Source organism: Glutamicibacter endophyticus (assembly GCF_048457885.1).
GTDB classification, from domain to species: Bacteria; Actinomycetota; Actinomycetes; order Actinomycetales; family Micrococcaceae; genus Glutamicibacter; species Glutamicibacter endophyticus.
In genome coordinates this window covers 3,347,978-3,365,458 of the sequence record NZ_CP174200.1, presented here as the reverse complement: position 1 = coordinate 3,365,458, position 17,481 = coordinate 3,347,978, and the positions used below count along the sequence as shown (strand labels likewise).

The window sequence follows — 17,481 nt, the reverse complement described above, 5'->3', positions numbered from 1 at the left end:
TGTGAGACGGCAGCGGGTTCCAGCCCTGTTAGCAGTCGACGAAAGGCAAACGATGAGTGCGATCGTTCTGCTGGTGATTGGTCTGGCGATGTTTGCCGGAGGTTACCTGCTGTATTCCAAGTACCTTGCCCAGAAGGTATACAAGCTCGACCCGAGTTTCACCGCGCCATCCCATGAACTGAACGACGGGATCGACTACGTCCCGACGAACAAGTTCGTGCTGTGGGGCCACCACTTCACTTCCGTGGCCGGCGCGGCGCCGATCGTCGGCCCGGCCGTGGCGGTGATTTGGGGTTGGCTCCCGGCCTTCCTCTGGGTCACCATCGGCACCGTATTCTTCGCCGGAATGCACGACCTCGGCGCCCTGTGGGCCTCGGAGCGCAATAAGGGACGCTCCATGGGCTCGCTGTCCAGCCGTTACATCGGCAAGCGCGGGGCGAACCTCTTCCTCGTGGTGATCTTCCTGCTGTTGCTCATGGTGGTGGCGGCCTTCGCCGTGGTCATCACGAACCTGCTGATTTCCACCCCGACCGCCGTCATCCCGGCCTGGGGCGCGGTAGCCGTGGCGCTCTTCGTGGGTGTGGCCGTATACAAGCTGCGCTGGAACCTGCTGCTGGTTACCGCCATCGGCGTCGTGGCCCTCTACTCGTTGATCGTGCTCGGCGATGCGGTACCCGTGGTGCTGCCCGAAACGATCCTCGGCATGAGCCCGGCGACCTTCTGGATCGTCACCCTCTTCGTCTACGCGGGCATCGCCTCGCTGCTTCCGGTCTGGGTCCTGCTCCAGCCGCGCGACTACATCAATGGCGTGCAGCTGTTTATTGGACTGGCCATCCTGTTTATCGCCGTACTGGTCAGCGCCCCGAAACTTGTGGTCCCCGCGATCAACGAGAACGTCCCGGACGGCACCCCGGGGATCGTCCCGCTGCTCTTCGTCACCATTGCCTGTGGCGCGATCTCGGGCTTCCACGGCATGGTTTCTTCGGGAACCAGTGCCAAGCAGATCGACTCCGAGCCGGATGCTCGGTTTATCGGCTACTTCGGTGCCGTCGGTGAAGGCATGCTGGCGCTCGGCGCCATCCTGGCTACCACCGCCGGTTTCCAGACCCTGGCGCAGTGGGAAGAAATTTACACGGCCTTCGGGCAGGGCGGCGTCGGCGCATTCGTCGCCGGCGGCGGCCACCTGGTCAACGCCGGCCTCGGCTTGCCGGTCTCGCTATCGGCCACCGTACTGGCCACCATGGCGGTGCTCTTCGCGGCGACCACTATGGACACCGGCGTGCGCCTGATGCGCTTCGTGGTGCAGGAAGCCGGCGATGCGGCGCGGATCAAGCTCGGAAAGTACACGGCCACAATCATCGTGCTCGTGGTCTCCATGGCGTTGGTCTTCAGCCAGGGCATGGACGGCAGCGGTGGCTTGACCATCTGGCCGCTGTTCGGAACCACAAACCAGCTGCTGGCCTCGCTGACCCTGCTGATCGTGGCGGTCATGCTGGTGCGCAAGCGCCGCAACCCCTGGCCGGCGATCATCCCGCTGCTGTTCGTGTTCGTGATGTCCTTCTATGCGGCCTTCGTGCAGATCGGCACCTTCGTCGACACCGGCAATTGGCTGTTGCTCGTGCTGGATATCATCATCATCCTTGCGGCCGTCTGGGTCTCCGTCGAGGCCGTCGTCGCCCTGCGTAAGGCCTTTACCGACCCGCCGGAGGCTCCCGATGCCGACGTGCCCGACGTGGTGGGAGACCTGCTCAAGCGATGAGCACCATGCGGGAACGCTGGGCCTCTTTCGTGGCCGGGCTTGAGCAGTTCTATGCCGGACCCTACCGGCAGACCTTCGCTCGAGCCCGGCGCGAAGAGGACGACTTGTTCACCCTCGTCGTCCTGGCCGAGGCGCTTGGGGTGCCCGATCCCGCGGCCTACTACACCGCCGAACTCATGCCGATGCTCTACGAAGACTTCCATGCCTGGCATCGGCGCATGGGCATGGAAACCTCGCCGTTGGAGCATATGTCGTGTTGTTGAGCCAGTTCGAGGGCAAGAAGGTCCTGTTCTTTGGTGGCAAGGGAGGCGTCGGGAAGACCTCGCTGGCCTCGGCCACCGCGCTGGGTCTAGCCCAGCGGGGACGACGGGTGCTGGTGGTTTCGACCGACCCTGCCCATAACCTCGGGCATCTCTGGCGGGCGCGGCTCGGCGATGAGGCGACCCTCGTGGCAGAGGCCGGGTCCGGCGGCACGGTGCATGCCGTGGAGATCGATCCGCAACGCACCGTGGACCGCCACCTGGCCGCGGTGGGCCAAACCATGCGCAAGATGCTTCCGGAGCGGATGCATACGGCCGCCGAACGGCATTTGCGGCTGGCGCGGCAGGCACCTGGCACCCACGAGTCGGCCATGCTCGAACGCATTGCCGAAGCGGTCGAGGCCGGAGCCCACGAGTACGACCTGACGATTTTTGATACGGCTCCGAGCGGCCATACCTTGCGGCTTCTGGCGTTACCCGAACAACTAGGTGGCTGGACCGAGCAGCTCTTGGCGAACCGGGACCGCTCCGAGCGCTTCTCCGCCGCGTTGCGCGGCCTGACTCCGGGGGCCGAGGATGGGCCCGATCGACGCGATGCGCAACTGCGCCGGGTGCTGATCAAGCGCAGAGAACGCTTCGCGAATCTTCATCGGCTGGTCACAAATCGAGACGAATGCGGATTTGTGATCGCGTTGGCCGCTGAACCGCTACCGGTCGCCGAATCCGTTGAACTTGCCGAACGACTTGGCGAATTAGCGATTCCCATTGCCGCCTTGATCGCCAACCGGCGCTCACCGGCGGATGCCGGTGAACTCTTGGCCGCCCGGCGCGAGGCCGAAGACCGGCAATTGGCGCTGCTTCGCGGGCGACTACCAAAGATACCGATCACCGAGGTGCCGCTCTTATCCGGCGAGCTTCTCGGCCAGCAAGCCTTAAGCCGACTGGCTCAGGAGCTCTTCGGCGAAATATAACCGAGAGTGCACTTTAATGCCCTACAGTGATCGCAAGAAGAGCGCGCCAACTAACCAGAGCCTGACATGAGGGGACGTCGATCATGAGCAAAGAACTTAGTGCGTACCTGCTGACTCCCATGTCCGACGGACGCGAAGTGGATGAGGCGGCGTTCCGCGGCTTGCTGCAGCGGGTGCGCGAGGCGGGGATCGACTCGGTCACGGTGTTGGGATCGACGGGCAGTTACGCCTATCTTTCGATGGCGCAACGACAGCGGGTCGTGCAGCTTGCCGCCGAGCAGCTCCCGGGAGTGCGTCTGCAGGTCGGTATCTCGGCGATAAGCCTGCGTGAGGTGCTCGAGCACGCTCAGGTGGCGGTCGAGGCGGGGGCTATCTCGGTGCTGGTGGCCCCCATGAGCTATCAGCCGCTGCGTGAGGATGAAGTGATCGAGCTCTACCGGTCGGTGGCCGGGTTCTGCGGGCTACCGGTGGCCGTCTACGACAACCCGCGCATCACACATTTTCAATTCACCGACGCACTCTATGCAGAATTGGCTTCGCTGCCCGGGATCGCAGGGATCAAGATCCCTCCGGTACCCGGACCTCAATCCGAGGTCACCGCGCGCATCACCGGTATTCGTGGTGCCGTGGGGGATGAGATCACGCTGGGAATATCGGGCGACCCCCACGCCGCCACCGGTCTTGTCGGCGGGTGTCAGCTATGGCATTCCGTGCTGGCCGGTACCGAACCGGTGGCCGCACTCAAACTGCTTCAGGTGGTTAATTCCGGGAACGAGGACCTGATCCACGATGTTTCGGCCCGCCTGGAGCCGGTGTGGGAGCTCTATGCCCAGGCAGGTAGCAGCGTGCGAGCCGTGGCCGCCATTGCCCATCATCGACGGTTGGCCAGTCAGTACAACTTGCCACTGCCGCTTCGGCCCGCCGGATCCAATCTGCGTCCGGTGGTGGAGCGCGCCGTGGCGGCCCTGGATGAGATCTCGGCCGAAAGCTAGAGCGCGCCGGCATGTCCGGGTGCGCCTTTCCCAGCGATGGCGGACCTATGCCTTATGCCTAACGCCCCTTGTGCGGGCTCGAGAGCCTGCGTAGCCACGCCGAAAGCAGCGCCGTCTCCTCGGTTCCAAGCACGTCCGGGCGTGCGTTGGCATAGTCCAGCACCTGATGGATGACAGAGCGTTGCGGATCCGCAACAGAAGTGCCCGTAATGGCCGAGATGACGCCTTCGCGCACGGCATTGGACAGCTCCCAGTCCTCTTGGGCCAAGGTGATCATCCGCAGGGTCACTCCAATATTCGTCGCTAGCACGTGAGCGGCGGCGTGCTCCGAGGAGACCACGAGGCGACCCTGCGCTTCGGCCTTTGAGGTGATCCCGCGAAGGATTTCGCTGGGCCGCGACTGCGCGGCAGGTGAGTACCCGGGGCGCACCTTCCCGTACATCAAGCTATAAAAGCCCGGATTCTCCACACCAAAGGCGACATGGGCATCCCAGCCATCGCGGAGATCCTGAATGGGGTCGCCGGAGCTTTCGTGTGCCTCTTTTTCGGCCAAGTAGAGATCGAACCCGCGTTCCACCACTGCTTCCAAAAGGCCTTGTTTGCTCCCGAAGAAATGGTAGAGAGTAGGCATTTTGACGCCGACCTCTGCGCATACGGCACGTAATGACACGTCCTCGCCCGGCGTTGCGGCAATCATCTGTGCCGCGACCTCCAAAATTCGAGATCGTGTATCGCCTCGACGCTCTTCTGTCATACTGCTATAGTAGCGCATACCACTGGTACATAAACTTGTATTAGTGTCATAGCGAGAAGGAGAAAGCGTTGAGCACACATACTCTGGAAGGCAAGAACGTCCTCGTTGCGGCAGGAGCAAAGAACCTCGGCGGATTGATCAGCCGACAAGCAGCCGAGGCTGGCGCTAACGTCGCGATCCACTACAAATCGGAATCCACCCACCCGCAGGCCGTGGAAACGCTGGCAGCGGTCGAAGCCGCGGGAGCTCGCGGGGTGATCCTCAGCGGAGACCTGAGCAAGCCTGAGGCTGTGCAGCAACTCTTCGCCGATGCCGAAGCCGCCCTCGGAAAGATCGACGTTGCCGTCAACACCGTCGGTAAGGTGCTGCGTAAGCCGATCGTTGAAACCTCTGAAGAGGAATACGACTCGATGTTCGACGTCAACAGCAAGGCCGCCTACTTCTTCATCAAGGAAGCTGGCCTGCACTTGAACGACAACGGAAAGATCATCACGATTGTGACCTCGCTGCTAGGTGCCTTCACCGACGGCTACTCGACCTACGCCGGCGGCAAGAGCCCGGTCGAGCACTTCACTCGCGCGGCAGCCAAGGAGTTCGCCGAGCGTGGCATTTCGGTCACCGCGATCGCGCCCGGCCCAATGGATACCCCGTTCTTCTATGGGCAGGAAACCCCCGAGCGAGTGCAGTTCCACAAGTCCCAGGCAATGGGCGGCCAACTGACCCAGATCGAAGACATTGCCCCGATCGTTTCGTTCTTGGCCACCGACGGTTGGTGGATCACCGGCCAGACCATCTTCGCCAACGGCGGATATACCACCCGCTAGAGAACAAGGAGCAGATCAATGAGCAATACTTCTGTACCCGAGCCGGTTGCTTCGTTCTGGAAGGCAGTGAATGGGCACGACGAATCAGGCTTCCTGAACGCTTTCACCGCGGACGGGGTAGTAGATGATTGGGGACGGGTCTTCACCGGCACCAAGGAAATCAAGGCCTGGAGCGACAAGGAATTCATCGGAGCCCGCGGCACATTGGACATAGAAAGCGTTCACGAAGAAGACGGGCACGTCATTGTGCGGGGCGACTGGAAGTCCACCCACGCCAACGGCATGTCAAAGTTCACCTTCGAGACCAGCGGTGACAAGCTGACCAAAATGACCATCCGCGAAGGCTAAGCACCAATGGGTGACGGGCTGATGCTTCGGGGGCTGGCCGTAAGGCCCAGAAGCATCAGCCCGTTCGCCCGCAGCACGCATTTTCATGGGTGGCGTCAGAAGCTTCAGATACGCCTAGCCGTGCGCCGGGGATCGTTCGAGGTCGGCCAGTGCGGTGCGTGCCGCGTAGTAGCCGCATAGCCCGTGGGCGCCCGGTCCGGGCGGGGTGGCCGCCGAGCAAAGGTAGATGCCCGCGGCTCCGGTGCGGTAGGGATTGGCGCTGACGCGGGGTCCGAGCAGGAGCTGGCGGGGGCTTTTGCGGCCGGTGACGATATCGCCCCCGACAAAGTTGGGGTTGAGCGCTTCGATCCGTCCGGTCGGCCGGGCGGTGATCTCAATGATGCGCTCGCGGGCGCCCGGGGCGTAGCGTTCGAGCTGCGCGAGGATTGCCGCGCTGGCATCCCCGGTGTACCCGGCGGGCACGTGAGCGTAGCAGTCTACGGGGACCAGCTCGCCCTTGCGGCGCGTCGGGTCGGCCAGATACTGCTGCCCGACCAGGACGAAGGGGCGCTCGGGCATGCGCCCCGTGGCAACCTGCGCCTCCACCTCGGCGACCTCTGCCAGCGTGCCACCGAGGTGCACGGTGCCCGCGCGCCGCGCCGGCTCATAGGCGAAAGGCAACCCGCCCTCGACGGCGAGGGACAGTTGGAAGGCGCCGGCACCGTGCCGGAAGTTCGCGTAGGCGGAGCGGCTACGCGCCGGTAGGCGGTCGCCGACAATGCGAGCCAGCGTGCGCGGCCCGGTGTCGAAGAGCACGACGTCGGCCTGCTCGAGCTCACCGAAGCCGGTGACCTCATGACCGGTCACCACCTGGCCGCCGTGCCGTTCCAGCAGGGTAATCAGCGCTTCGGCGATGGTGTGCGAGCCACCGACGGCCACCGGCCACCCGTTGGCATGGGCGGCCGCGGAGAGCGAGACACCGATGGCCGAACTCAGCGGGGTGGAAAGCTTCGTGAAGGCGTGCGCGGCGGTGCCGGCAAAGAGGGCCCGCGCCGGTTCGTCGCGGAAGAGGCGCCCCAGTAGCGTCGCCGGCCAGAGCGCGCGCATACCCAGCCCGGCCAAGGCCAGCGGGTGGCGGGGCAGGTGCAGCAGCGGCTGGAGGAACTCCTCGGACATGGGGGCGAACTGCCGCACCAAGGGTTCGAACAGGCGCCGGTAGTTATCGCCATCGGCGCCGAGCCCGGCGGCGGTTTCGGCGAGCGAGCGGTAGACGGCGGCGCCACCGTCCTCCAAGGGATGCGCATACTGCACCGGAGGCTGGGCCAGATTGACCCCGGCCGAGGCAAGGTCAAAGGCGCGCGTGAAGGCGGAGTTGTCCAAGAAAGGGTGGAAACCGGCGCAGTGGTCGTGTAGCAGCCCGGGCACCGTGGCTTCCACGGAGCGAATCCCGCCACCGGGGGTGTCGGCGGCCTCGAGGACGGTTACCTCGAGACCGGCGGAGGCCAGGGTGAGAGCGGCCGCCAGACCGTTCGGGCCGCTACCGACGATGAGGGCACTGGGCACGGACGCTCCTAAAGAATAGTGCGAGTTTCTCCGAGTCTAACGCGGATCGATCAATAAACTGGTGCGGTGAGTTACACCATACTTTCCCAGCCTGACCGGGAGCTGCGCCGTGCCCGTGCGGCCGTTTCCGCCCTGTTTTTAACCAACGGGGCGATTTTCGCGAACCTCGTGCCGCGGTTACCGGAATTGAAGGCTTCGCTGGGCCTCGGTGAGGCCAGCTATGGTCTGCTCGTCATGGCGTGGCCCTTGGGTGCGATCTTGGCGGGGCTGGCCGCGGCGGCGCTCATTCGACGCTGGGGGTCGGCACCCGTGGCGGTGATCGGCACCTTGCTCACCGCGTTGTCCGTGCTGGCCGCCGGCACCGCGCCCGGGGTGAGCCTGGTGGCGCTGGCCCTGCTCTGCGGCGGGGCCATGGACGCGATCACCGACGTAGGGCAGAACTCCCATGGGTTGGCGGTGCAACGGCGCTACGGGCGATCGATTTTGAACTCCTTCCACGCCCTCTGGTCGGTCGGTGCGGTGCTCGGCGGCCTGATGGCGGCCGGCGCGTTGGCATTGCGGCTGCCGCTGGGGCTACACCTGGGGATTTCGGCGTTGCTCTTTTCGGTGGTGTCGTTGACGGCCTGGCGTTTTTGCTTACCGGTGGCGGTCACCCGCGGCGTGCCCGAACAGACGGAATCGCAGCAGCCCGGTGATGTCGCTGCGGCGCCACGGCATTCTCGACTCGTGCTGGTGATGGCCGCACTGGTGCTCATCGCGGTCTCCGGGATCGTCGTGGAAGACGCCGGAAATTCGTGGGCGGCACTGTATCTGGGGCAGTCGTTGGATGCCCCGGGTCCGGTCGCGGCCAGCGGGTTCATTGCCCTAGTGGGCGCCCAGTTCGTGGGGCGGCTACTTGGAGATGGGATGGTTAATCGTTGGGGTCAGCGCACCGTGGTGCAATTCGGTGCCCTGCTGGTGGTTTTGGGCATGGGTACGGCACTGGCCTGGCCCAGTATCGCCGGGAGCATCCTGGGTTTTGCGGCTGCCGGGTTCGGGGTGGCCACCACTGTGCCGGCAGCGATGGCACAGGCCGATACGATGCCCGGGCTCAAGCCGGGCACGGGCCTGAACGTGGTCTCGTGGTTGATGCGTCTGGGCTTCCTGGGCGCCCCGCCGCTGGTGGGTCTGGTTGCCGAATCCTGGGGTTTGCGGGTGGCGCTGCTGGTCGTGCCGTTGGTGGGGCTGGTGTTGTTGCTGTGTTCCCCGGTTCTACCGCGACGCGTTCATGGCAAGCCGCGTCCGGTGGCGGAGTAAGCTGAGCGGCATGTTTATTCGAGTCACCGAACGGTGCGCGCCCTCCGAGGTGGCCAACGACCCGACCTATCGGGTTCACCTGTGGAACGCCGACCCGGAAACTGGTGCATGGAATCTGCAGACCTTTCAGATCCGGGAAGCCTCCGACGTTGCTGAGGTGTTGCAGTGGGCCCGACTGCGCGCGGCAGGAGGGGAGTACGAAGTGTTCGTCGTGGTGGCCGAGGCAGCAGGCAACGAAGCGGGCTCAACGTCGGTCTCATTGGTGCGCCTGGCTGGGGCCGACCCGACGCGACAGGACCCGCCTGACGACGCCGGAACATTCTGCTATCACGGCTCCTATGAACCCTTGGGAATTGGCAGCGTCATTGCGCGCGATGAGCTGGAGAGTTTCGGGTGTGCCACTGGGGAGCCATCGGTGGCGCGGTACGAGGCTTCCGGCGGTTCCGAGGCCCCTCCGTCCGTGCCGGCGGTGGCCTACCGCGCACCTCGCGTGAGTGAAGAGCACCTGCGCGAGGCATTCGCTCGGGTGTCACCGGGTCACCTGCAGCAAGCGGGTTTTGTGGCCCTTCGTGATGCGCTCGATGGACGCCAGGTACTGATTTACCGTGAGCCGTTCGGTCGTGTGGTTGCCTGCTTCCTCGGTGGGCTACCGGAATCGCGGGTGGCCGACGAACAATCTCTGATTGAGGAACTGGCCAGCATTGTCCTCGTGGAGTTGTGCGAGCCCTCGGACTACGACCCCATGTTTCATTCGGCTGCTACCGCCGAGATCGAAGCGGAGTTCCCGCATGCGCTGTGGGAGTGAAGGTCCTGTGGCGCGGAGGCGCACGCTTAGTGCGGGTTATCCGCCGGCAGGCTGATGTTCATTTCGAAGCCGGCGTCCCCACGGGCTGCGGCCACGGTGCCGCCGTGGGCCTCTACGATGCCGCGCACAATGGCCAACCCTAGTCCGGCCCCGGTGCCCGGCGCCGGCGCGTCGTGCTCATCGGGTCCCGGGGTGCGGGCGTTGCCGGCCCGCCAACCGACCTCGAACATATGCCCTAGATCCTCGGTGTCCACTCCCGGTCCCTGATCGAGCACGGTGACCAGCAGGTGTCCGGTGCTATTGCGTTCAGCCGAGACCACCACCGCCGTGCCCGCCGGGGCGTGGCGCACGCTATTACCCAGCAGGTTGGTCATCACCCGGGACAACTCATGCGGGTCCGCCCAGAGTAGCTTGTCCTCGAGCCGGCGGTGTTCGATGCGTACGTCGCGCGCCTCGGCCTGCCGGGCCACATTGGCCGCAGCCTCGGAAACCACATCGATCAGTGCCACATGCTCGCGGTGCAAGCGCAGGGCTCCGCTTTGCAACCGGGAGAGCTCAAAGAGATCGTCGACCAGTCGCGACATGGTGTCGACCTTGAACCGGATGCTGCGCAGGGCCTGCGGTTGGTCGTCGACGAGGTCTTCTTCCAGCGCTTCGCACAGCATCCGGGCCCCGGTCAGCGGGGTACGCAGGTCGTGCGAAATCCAGGCGAAAAACTGTCGGCGGGCGGCGTCGAGTTGTTCGAGTTGCGCGCGTGCCCCGGCGAGCTGTGCGGAGGTGTCGGCCAACTGTTCGGAGAGTTCGGTCAATTCTTTGGACCCGGCGGGGCGGGCGGTGACCACGTCTCCGGCACCGATCCGCTGGGCGGAGGCGCGCATTTCGCGCAACGAACTGCTAGCCAACCGGCCGGTGATGATGGCCGCGCCCAAGGACAGGGGCGCCGAAATACCGATCACGGCCAGCAAAACCTGAAGGTCGTGGCCGGAGAAGTACATTTCGGCGGCAATGGCCACGGTGGCGGCGACGATGGAGAGAATGGCCCCGGCGACCAAGATCAGCCACTGCACGACAATGGTGCGCGCCGCGGCCAGCCGCAGCAGCCCGGCGGTGAGCAGCATGATCAGCAGGGTGCATCCGGCCGAGGTGCCGAGGATAATCCACAGGTCCGTGCCGCTGAGCATCATGGTGTGTTCCCGTCGACGGTGAAACGGTAGCCCACGCCCCATTCGGTGCGCAGGTAGCGTGGAAAATGGGGTTCGGCCTCAATTTTCTCGCGCAGTCGCCGCACGTGCACGGTGACCGTGGAGGCTTCGCCGAAAGACCAGCCCCATACTTCGCGCAGGATGTCTTCACGGGTGAGTACCCGGTCCGGGTTGCGCAGCAGAAAGAGGAAAAGCTCGTATTCGCGGGTGGTTAGTTCGATCTGTCGACCATCCTGCCAGATGATGCGGCGGGCCGGGTCGATCGTGAAGGCGCCCAAGCTGAAGGGGGTTGCGGTGGGTTGCGGCCCACGGGCCCGGCGTACCAGCGCGTCGATACGCAACTTTAGCTCGCGCAGGGCGAAGGGTTTGGGAAGGTAATCATCGGCCCCGCGCTCGAGCCCGTCGATGCGTTCGTCCACCGACCCCAGGGCGGTGAGCATGATGATCGGTAGTTGCGGTGCGCGCTTCCGCACAAAGCCGCAGAGCTCGTCGCCGCTGAGCCCGGGGAGCATCCGGTCCAGAATCAACACGTCGGGTAGGTCCTTGGACAGTAGCTCACGACCGGCGATTCCGTCGGCGCACTGTTGCACTTCGAAGTCTTGGGCCCGCAGGTAATCGCCGACGACCTTCAGCACGGTGGGGTCGTCTTCGACGATGGTGACGCGGGCTCGCTGTTGCATATTTTCAGCCTACTGCGGCCAGTGCAGATGCGGTGGCCGGCAGATCTTACGGTCTTGAAATCTTCGCTCCGCCGGGCGCCGGCGCTCATTACCGTCGAAGTATGCCCGGCGGCACCCTGCCGTCGGAGAGCTACAGCACATTACGAGGAGCACATCATGCGTACCCTTACGAAGGCCTTGGCATTGGGCGCCGGGCTGACCCTATCGTTGAGTCTGGCCGCCTGTGGGGCGGATTCCGGCAGTGCGCCTAGCGAATCCATGGCCCCGAGCGAATCGATGGATTCGATGGCGCCAAGCGAGTCGATGGATTCCATGGAACCGATGGATTCAATGTCGCCAACTGAATCGATGGACTCGATGGAGCCGATGGCCTCAACCGGCATGTTTGAGGGAGTTGGCGGCAAGATGGTCACCGGCACCGTGGAACTGAGCGGTTCGAAATTGATCTTGAAAGACTTTGCCTCGGATGAGGCCCCGGATCTGCACGTTTACCTGACCAATGGCAGCACCGAAGCCGATGTGGAAGCCGGGATGGAGCTCGGCAAGGTGCAGTATGACCAGGCCATGCAGGAGTTTGCGCTCGATGAGATGCAGGCCGGCATGTACAACACCGTCGTGATCCACTGCGATAAGGCCAAGACGGTGTACGGGGCGGCGAGCTTGTCATGAGTCGGCTGTCGGCGGCCGCGCGATGGGCGGCGTGGCCGCTGACCATCGCCCGGGTGGTGCTGGGCGGTTTGTGGATCGCCGAGGCGCTGATTAAGTTCCGCGCCGGGTTCGGTGCCGCCGATATGTTGTTGGTGGTCGACTCGGTGACCGGTAATAGCCGCACCCCGGCGCCGATGAAGTGGTTCGCCGCCGAAGTGATCGAGCCGCTGGCGGGCCTGTTCGGGGTGCTGATTCCGTGGCTTGAGGCCGGGCTCGGGGTGCTGCTGATTCTGGGGTTGGGGACCGTGCTGGTGCTGGCCGGGGCGCTGGGTACGCTGCTGATGTACTGGTCCAGTGACCAGCTCACCGCCAGTTACCCGCTGATGGCGGCACTGGGTGTGCTCTTGCTGCTTTTCCCACACGCCGCCGACCGCATCGGTCTTGACGGTCTGCTGCGCCGCCGGCGCGCCCCGGAGGTCGGCTAGTAGTAGACCGCCAGCGGTCCGGCCGGGCCCTCAACCACCCGCACCGGGGTGTCGAAGACACCGGTGAGTACTTCGTCGCGCATGATGTCCGCCGGAGACCCGAACTCCACCACCTGGCCGTGCTTCATGGCGCAAATGTAGTCGGCGTAGTGACCGGCGAAGTTGATGTCGTGCAGCACGATCACGATGGTGCGTCCCAACTCGGTGGCTGCACGCTTCAGATGCTGCATCATCAGCACCGAATGCTTCATGTCCAAGTTGTTCAGCGGCTCGTCGAGCAGCACGTGTTCGGTGTCTTGGGCCAGCACCATGGCCACATAGGCGCGTTGGCGTTGCCCGCCGGAGAGTTGGTCCAGATAGCGGTGTTCGAGTGCGCCGAGGTCGAGGAAGTCGATGGACCGCGAGATGATCTCCTCGTCGGCGGTGGTCAGTCGCCCCTTGGAGTAGGGGAACCGGCCGAAGCCGACGAGTTGGCGCACCGTGAGCCGGGTGACGAAGTGGTTTTCCTGGCGCAGAATCGAGACGATTTTCGCCAGGTCCTTCGAGGAGGTGGAGGACACGTCGTAGCCGGCAACCTCGATGCTGCCGGCGTCGATGCCCAGCAACCGCCCGACCATGGTGAGCATGGTGGATTTGCCCGCCCCATTTGGGCCTACCAGCGCGGTGATGCCACCGGTGGGGATCTGCAGGGTGACCGGGCCGATGGACACCTCGGAGCTGTAGCTTTTGTGGACTGCGTTGAGGGTAATCACAGGCGTCCCTTTCGGAGGATAAAGATCAGGAAGGTGATGCCACCGACCGCTTCGATGATGATGCCGACCACGCCCTGGGCGTAGAAGATGTTCTTCATGACGAAGTAGGCCCCGGCGAGCACCACGAACCCGGTCAGGAAGGCGACCGGGAAGATGTAGCGGTGATCGTAGGTATCGGCCAGCTGGTAGGCCAAGGTGGCCACCAAGAAACCGAGGAAGGTCATCGGCCCGACCAGCGCGGTGGACACGGCCATCAGGATCGAGACGAAGAACAGCGTGCGCATCACCTCGCTGCGGTGGTTAATGCCCAGGTTCATGGTGGTGTCGCGTCCCAGTGCAACGACGTTCAGCCGCTTGGAGCTAGTGATCAGTGCCGTGCCGGCGAGCACCACCAGTGGAATCGCCACCGGCATGTAGCTCATATCGGCGTTGGACATGGAGCCGAAGAGTCGCGCGGTGAGAATGTCGAATTCGCTGGGGGTTAAGAGCCGTTGCATGAAGGTCGAGATGGACCCGAGTCCGGCGCCGAGGATGATGCCGATGAGCAACATGATCTGAATGTTTCCCAGCTTGCCGGAGAGCAGCCAGCCGTAGAGCAGGCAGGCAAGTAGCACCATGATGGCCACCTGGGCCGAGAACTGCCAGAGTCCCTGCACCGCGCTGACGCCAGCGGCGCCGAGGAAGAATACCGCTCCGGTCTGCACTGCGATGTAGAGGGATTCGAAGCCCATAATGGATGGGGTGATGATGCGGTTATTGGTGACCGTCTGAAAACTCACCGTCGCCACGGCCTGGCAGAAGGCCACAATTGCCATGGTCAGCAGGCTATTGGCGCGCATATTGGCGATCAGCCAGAAGCCTTCGGTGCCCAGTGGCATCGGGTTATCCCACGCCAAGAGGCCGAAACCGAAGCTCACGGCGAGCAGCAACAGGATGCCGAACACCACCCAGTAGCGGGTGCGGGTGCGCCCGTGGGGCAGCGCCCCGGAGCCGCGGTGAATCCGCGGGCTCGGCGCGGGGGTCAGCGGGCGAGTCAGTAGATTAGCCATGTTTACGCTGCCTCAATAGGAGGATGATGAACACCGCGGCGCCGACCACCCCGAGGATGAGCGAGACCGGAACTTCGAAGGGCCGGATGATGGTGCGTCCCACGAGGTCGCAGACGGTGGTGATCGCAATGCCCAGCAGACACACCCAGGGCAGGTTGCTGCGCAGGTCATCGCCGCGCACCATCGAGACGATGTTCGGCACGATGAGCCCTAGGAAGGGCAGGTTGCCAATCACCACGGTGACCACACCGGTGGCGATGGCGATCAGCCCGGTGCCGAGCAACATGACGCGTCGGTAGTTCAGGCCCACGTTGGTGGCGATTTCCTCACCCAGGCCGGCGACCGTGAATCGGTCGGCGACAAAGAACACGGCCAGGCCCACCAGCGCGACGATCCACAGCACCTCGTACTGTCCGCGAATGACCGAGGTGAAGGATCCGGCGAACCAGATCCCCAGGGACTGCAGCATATCGGTGGTTAACGCGAGGAAGGTGGAGAAGGCCCCGACGACAGCACCGAGCATGATCCCCACGATGGGTACGGTCAGCGACGCCTTGAGCGAGACCCGGCGCAGGAACAAGAAGAAGACCATGGTGCCGATGAAGGCGAAGGCGATGGCCACGGTCATCTTGGTCAGTAGTCCGGCGCTGGGGGCGATGATCATCACCGCAAGCAGGCCGAGTCCGGCCCATTCGGTGGTGCCGGTGGTGGTGGGCTCGACGAACCGGTTCTGCGTCAGTAACTGCATGACCAGCCCGCTCATGGCCATGGCGGCCCCGGCCAGGACGAGTGCGATGGTGCGCGGGATGCGGGTGATGGCGAACATTTCGGCACCGTCCGCGGCGCCAAAAATGTCGTAGACCCCGGTGAACAGGGAGAGCGCCAGCAGGGCGGCTACCCCCAGAATGCCCAGCAGGAGCTTGGGTTCGAAGAGCCGGCCCTTGGGCTTGGCCTCCGTTGGAATGCGTGTCATGGTGCCGCCGTGAAATGAAGTGTGGTGGATACGGCACAGCGGCGCAAACCGTTCCGAACGGTTTGCGCCACTGCTAGGGTCGCGTCGCGACGCTGATGGTTACTTGGCTTCCAGCGCGTCGGCGAATTCGTTGAAGAATTCGGTGTAGGTCTGGATGCCCTCGTTGGTGTAGGTGTCGTTGGGCATGACCACGACGTTGTTTTCCTTGGCGGCGGTGACGTTGGCCAGCGCCTCGGAGTTCTTCAGCAGTTCGGCGCCGGGCTTGTAACCCTGCTCGTCGGCGGCGATGGCGGCGTCACGGTCCATGACCAGCATCCAGTCCGGGTTGGACTTAGCGATCTGCTCGACGGAGATGTCATCGCCCTGGTGGTCGGTGGAGGCGCCTTCGACCTCGAGGGCCGGGGTCAGGCCGAGGATGTCGAAGACCGGACCGAGGGTGCGTCCGGCGCCCGGAGCCGAGTAGTTGATCTCGCCACCCGAGGTGATCAGGGCCATGACCTTCTCGTCCTTGTTGTAGGCGTCCTTCACGCGTTGGATGGAGGCATCGAACTCTTCGTTGAGCTTCTTGGCTTCGGCCTGCTCGCCGAAGATTTCGCCCAGTACGGTGGTCTGGCGCTTGAGTTCCTCATCCAGTGGCTTGTCGTCGGCCGGGTCGAGGTTCACCACGGTGGCCTCCGGGGCCAGCTTGGCGAAATCGTCGGCGTAGTCGGCGAAGCGCTGGCCGTTGATGATCAGGTCCGGCTTGACGGCGACGACGGCTTCCAGATTTGGTTCGCGGTGGTTACCCAGATCGACGATCGACTTGTCCTTGGTGTAGCCGATGGTGTCCGGCATCAATGCGACGGCGGCGGCCGAAAGCTTCACGCCCCAGCTCTCCAGAGTCTCAAAGGTGCGGTTATCGGTGGCCACTACCGAGCTGAAAGGCGTCTTAACGGTGTGCTCACCGTTGTTGTCGGTGAAGGTCACCGTGCTTTCGGCGGCCGGCGTGGAGGATTCGGCCGGGGCGGCGGTGGTGGAACCGCAGGCGGTCAGGGACAGGGCAGCGACGCCCAGCAGCGCTGCAGCGCGAAGCTTCATGGAGGCCATGTTTTCCTTCGAGTTGGGCACCCTGAATAGGTGCCGGATTGGGTGATCTGAAAATTAGCTTAGCCTTAGCTGTTCAAATTAAGCTAAACCATTGTCTTGTTAGATACCTCACTTTAGATAGGGTTAATTTCCCTTATTCATCGCATCATCCTCATGAATCCGCGGAATCGCGCCGAAAATATGTCGAAATACGGCGAGAAAAAGTAACCTAATTGTGTCGACGCGGCATGGTGAGGTGATGTGCCGAATCCCATGGTTTAGCCCGGCGGGAATGTCTGGCGCCCGGTGTCGGTTGTGCCAAGGACGAGCGAAGAGGGAGAGAAATATGAGCGCATCACCACGAGTAGTTATTCTTGGCGGGCACGGAAAAGTTGCCCTGTTGGCCGCACCGAAACTAAGCGCCCGCGGATTTGCCGTCGAGTCGCTGATCCGCAACCCGGAGCACGCGGCCGACGTCGAGCGGGCGGGTGCGAAACCCGTGCTTTTGGACATCGAGCAGGCCGGCGTCGATGAGCTGGCCGCAGTTTTCGCCGGCGCCCAAGCCATCGTGTTCTCGGCAGGCGCCGGTGGCGGTAACCCGCTACGCACCAACGCGGTGGACTATGAGGCCGCAACCCGGGCCATGCGGGCCGCGCAGCAAAGCGGCGTGCAGCGCTTTGTGATGGTTTCCTATCTGAGCGCATTGGTTGATGCCGAGCGTCTCGAGCCTTCGCATTCCTTCTACTCCTATGCCAAGGCAAAGTACGAGGCCGACGAGGTGCTACGCGACTCCGCTTTGGACTACACGATCCTTGGTCCCGGAGCGCTGACCCTGGAGCCGGGCACGTCTAAGGTGCGCGTGGCCGATGCCTTCGGCAGGATTGACGGGGCGGATCCGCAAAGTTCGGCAACCTCGCGTGAGAACGTGGCCGAGGCCATTGCGCTGGTGCTCGGCGAGGATCTGCTGATTCGTCAGACCGCCAACTTCATCGACGGGGACACCCCCATGGAAGTGGCCTGGGCTTAGTTGGCAGGTCGGGTCGCCGGTGCGCTTCGAGGTGCCAAGGACGCTCGTT

At 63.9% G+C, this 17,481-nt stretch carries 19 protein-coding genes; 11 read left to right on the top strand and 8 right to left on the bottom strand.

What is annotated here, in order from left to right; genetic code table 11:
• Positions 1–52: 52 nt before the first annotated feature.
• The 4 genes from ACJD00_RS15660 to ACJD00_RS15645 all read left to right on the top strand — a co-directional run bounded on the left by ACJD00_RS15660 (position 53) and on the right by ACJD00_RS15645 (position 3,982).
• Positions 53–1,759 carry a carbon starvation protein A gene (locus tag ACJD00_RS15660; RefSeq protein WP_418907821.1) on the top strand — a complete coding sequence of 569 codons (1,707 nt, stop codon included), beginning with the start codon at positions 53–55 and terminating at the stop codon, positions 1,757–1,759.
• Positions 1,756–2,022 (top strand): cory-CC-star protein, encoded by a 267-nt coding sequence (locus ACJD00_RS15655; protein WP_418907820.1) that lies wholly within the window; start codon positions 1,756–1,758, stop codon positions 2,020–2,022. The genes ACJD00_RS15660 and ACJD00_RS15655 overlap by 4 nt, the downstream gene beginning before the upstream one ends.
• Positions 2,013–2,990, top strand: a complete 978-nt coding sequence (locus tag ACJD00_RS15650; protein WP_418907819.1) for an ArsA family ATPase — start codon at positions 2,013–2,015, stop codon at positions 2,988–2,990. Before ACJD00_RS15655 ends, ACJD00_RS15650 begins: the two co-directional genes overlap by 10 nt.
• Before the next feature lie 83 nt (positions 2,991–3,073).
• A complete protein-coding gene (locus ACJD00_RS15645) occupies positions 3,074–3,982 on the top strand; it encodes a dihydrodipicolinate synthase family protein (RefSeq protein ID WP_418907818.1) in 909 nt (302 codons plus the stop codon).
• A gap of 58 nt (positions 3,983–4,040) precedes the next feature.
• On the opposite strand, the gene ACJD00_RS15640 is transcribed toward ACJD00_RS15645, so the two are convergent.
• Positions 4,041–4,736, bottom strand: coding sequence for a TetR/AcrR family transcriptional regulator (locus tag ACJD00_RS15640; RefSeq protein ID WP_418907817.1), 696 nt, complete (start codon positions 4,734–4,736; stop codon positions 4,041–4,043).
• A gap of 68 nt (positions 4,737–4,804) precedes the next feature.
• Between ACJD00_RS15640 and ACJD00_RS15635 the strand changes: the two genes are divergently transcribed.
• Positions 4,805–5,560, top strand: coding sequence for an SDR family oxidoreductase (locus ACJD00_RS15635; protein WP_418907816.1), 756 nt, complete (start codon positions 4,805–4,807; stop codon positions 5,558–5,560).
• Positions 5,561–5,578: 18 nt separating this feature from the next.
• Positions 5,579–5,908, top strand: a complete 330-nt coding sequence (locus ACJD00_RS15630; protein ID WP_418907815.1) for a nuclear transport factor 2 family protein — start codon at positions 5,579–5,581, stop codon at positions 5,906–5,908.
• A 114-nt stretch (positions 5,909–6,022) separates the two neighbouring features.
• Here ACJD00_RS15630 and ACJD00_RS15625 read toward each other — a convergent pair whose 3' ends face one another.
• Positions 6,023–7,450: a phytoene desaturase family protein gene (locus ACJD00_RS15625; RefSeq protein ID WP_418907814.1), complete on the bottom strand. Its 1,428-nt coding sequence runs from the start codon at positions 7,448–7,450 to the stop codon at positions 6,023–6,025.
• 66 nt (positions 7,451–7,516) lie between these two features.
• Between ACJD00_RS15625 and ACJD00_RS15620 the strand changes: the two genes are divergently transcribed.
• Complete coding sequence (locus ACJD00_RS15620) at positions 7,517–8,746, top strand: MFS transporter (protein ID WP_418907813.1); 1,230 nt, start codon at positions 7,517–7,519, stop codon at positions 8,744–8,746.
• 10 nt (positions 8,747–8,756) lie between these two features.
• Complete coding sequence (locus ACJD00_RS15615) at positions 8,757–9,551, top strand: hypothetical protein (RefSeq protein ID WP_418907812.1); 795 nt, start codon at positions 8,757–8,759, stop codon at positions 9,549–9,551.
• Positions 9,552–9,577: 26 nt separating this feature from the next.
• Here the strand turns inward: ACJD00_RS15615 and ACJD00_RS15610 are convergent, their stop codons facing one another.
• Both ACJD00_RS15610 and ACJD00_RS15605 read right to left on the bottom strand, forming a co-directional pair.
• Positions 9,578–10,735 (bottom strand): sensor histidine kinase, encoded by a 1,158-nt coding sequence (locus ACJD00_RS15610; protein WP_418907811.1) that lies wholly within the window; start codon positions 10,733–10,735, stop codon positions 9,578–9,580.
• Complete coding sequence (locus ACJD00_RS15605; protein WP_418907810.1) at positions 10,732–11,433, bottom strand: response regulator transcription factor; 702 nt, start codon at positions 11,431–11,433, stop codon at positions 10,732–10,734. The genes ACJD00_RS15610 and ACJD00_RS15605 overlap by 4 nt, the downstream gene beginning before the upstream one ends.
• Positions 11,434–11,589: 156 nt before the next feature.
• Between ACJD00_RS15605 and ACJD00_RS15600 the strand changes: the two genes are divergently transcribed.
• Positions 11,590–12,102: a DM13 domain-containing protein gene (locus ACJD00_RS15600; RefSeq protein WP_418907809.1), complete on the top strand. Its 513-nt coding sequence runs from the start codon at positions 11,590–11,592 to the stop codon at positions 12,100–12,102.
• The gene (locus ACJD00_RS15595; RefSeq protein ID WP_418907808.1) at positions 12,099–12,566 is read left to right on the top strand and encodes a hypothetical protein; all 468 of its coding nucleotides are present in this window, start codon (positions 12,099–12,101) and stop codon (positions 12,564–12,566) included. The genes ACJD00_RS15600 and ACJD00_RS15595 overlap by 4 nt, the downstream gene beginning before the upstream one ends.
• Here ACJD00_RS15595 and ACJD00_RS15590 read toward each other — a convergent pair.
• From ACJD00_RS15590 to ACJD00_RS15575, 4 genes are all read right to left on the bottom strand, one after another.
• Positions 12,563–13,318, bottom strand: coding sequence for an ABC transporter ATP-binding protein (locus tag ACJD00_RS15590; protein ID WP_418907807.1), 756 nt, complete (start codon positions 13,316–13,318; stop codon positions 12,563–12,565). The two genes, ACJD00_RS15595 and ACJD00_RS15590, sit on opposite strands and share 4 nt — an antisense overlap.
• Complete coding sequence (locus ACJD00_RS15585; protein ID WP_418907806.1) at positions 13,315–14,367, bottom strand: iron chelate uptake ABC transporter family permease subunit; 1,053 nt, start codon at positions 14,365–14,367, stop codon at positions 13,315–13,317. Before ACJD00_RS15585 ends, ACJD00_RS15590 begins: the two co-directional genes overlap by 4 nt.
• Complete coding sequence (locus tag ACJD00_RS15580) at positions 14,360–15,340, bottom strand: ABC transporter permease (protein ID WP_418907805.1); 981 nt, start codon at positions 15,338–15,340, stop codon at positions 14,360–14,362. Before ACJD00_RS15580 ends, ACJD00_RS15585 begins: the two co-directional genes overlap by 8 nt.
• Before the next feature lie 99 nt (positions 15,341–15,439).
• Positions 15,440–16,426 (bottom strand): siderophore ABC transporter substrate-binding protein, encoded by a 987-nt coding sequence (locus tag ACJD00_RS15575; RefSeq protein ID WP_418907804.1) that lies wholly within the window; start codon positions 16,424–16,426, stop codon positions 15,440–15,442.
• A 325-nt stretch (positions 16,427–16,751) separates the two neighbouring features.
• Between ACJD00_RS15575 and ACJD00_RS15570 the strand changes: the two genes are divergently transcribed.
• Positions 16,752–17,432 carry an SDR family oxidoreductase gene (locus ACJD00_RS15570; protein ID WP_418907803.1) on the top strand — a complete coding sequence of 227 codons (681 nt, stop codon included), beginning with the start codon at positions 16,752–16,754 and terminating at the stop codon, positions 17,430–17,432.
• The last annotated feature ends 49 nt before the right edge of the window (positions 17,433–17,481 follow it).

Excerpts from the sequence above, each read along its gene's own strand:
- ACJD00_RS15660 (WP_418907821.1), top strand. The coding sequence starts at position 53 with ATGAGTGCGATCGTTCTGCTGGTGATTGGTCTGGCGATGTTTGCCGGA.
- ACJD00_RS15655 (WP_418907820.1), top strand. The coding sequence starts at position 1,756 with ATGAGCACCATGCGGGAACGCTGGGCCTCTTTCGTGGCCGGGCTTGAG.
- ACJD00_RS15645 (WP_418907818.1), top strand. The coding sequence starts at position 3,074 with ATGAGCAAAGAACTTAGTGCGTACCTGCTGACTCCCATGTCCGACGGA.
- ACJD00_RS15640 (WP_418907817.1), bottom strand. The coding sequence starts at position 4,736 with ATGACAGAAGAGCGTCGAGGCGATACACGATCTCGAATTTTGGAGGTC.
- ACJD00_RS15630 (WP_418907815.1), top strand. The coding sequence starts at position 5,579 with ATGAGCAATACTTCTGTACCCGAGCCGGTTGCTTCGTTCTGGAAGGCA.
- ACJD00_RS15615 (WP_418907812.1), top strand. The coding sequence starts at position 8,757 with ATGTTTATTCGAGTCACCGAACGGTGCGCGCCCTCCGAGGTGGCCAAC.
- ACJD00_RS15610 (WP_418907811.1), bottom strand. The coding sequence starts at position 10,735 with ATGATGCTCAGCGGCACGGACCTGTGGATTATCCTCGGCACCTCGGCC.
- ACJD00_RS15605 (WP_418907810.1), bottom strand. The coding sequence starts at position 11,433 with ATGCAACAGCGAGCCCGCGTCACCATCGTCGAAGACGACCCCACCGTG.
- ACJD00_RS15600 (WP_418907809.1), top strand. The coding sequence starts at position 11,590 with ATGCGTACCCTTACGAAGGCCTTGGCATTGGGCGCCGGGCTGACCCTA.
- ACJD00_RS15595 (WP_418907808.1), top strand. The coding sequence starts at position 12,099 with ATGAGTCGGCTGTCGGCGGCCGCGCGATGGGCGGCGTGGCCGCTGACC.
- ACJD00_RS15585 (WP_418907806.1), bottom strand. The coding sequence starts at position 14,367 with ATGGCTAATCTACTGACTCGCCCGCTGACCCCCGCGCCGAGCCCGCGG.
- ACJD00_RS15580 (WP_418907805.1), bottom strand. The coding sequence starts at position 15,340 with ATGACACGCATTCCAACGGAGGCCAAGCCCAAGGGCCGGCTCTTCGAA.
- ACJD00_RS15575 (WP_418907804.1), bottom strand. The coding sequence starts at position 16,426 with ATGGCCTCCATGAAGCTTCGCGCTGCAGCGCTGCTGGGCGTCGCTGCC.
- ACJD00_RS15570 (WP_418907803.1), top strand. The coding sequence starts at position 16,752 with ATGAGCGCATCACCACGAGTAGTTATTCTTGGCGGGCACGGAAAAGTT.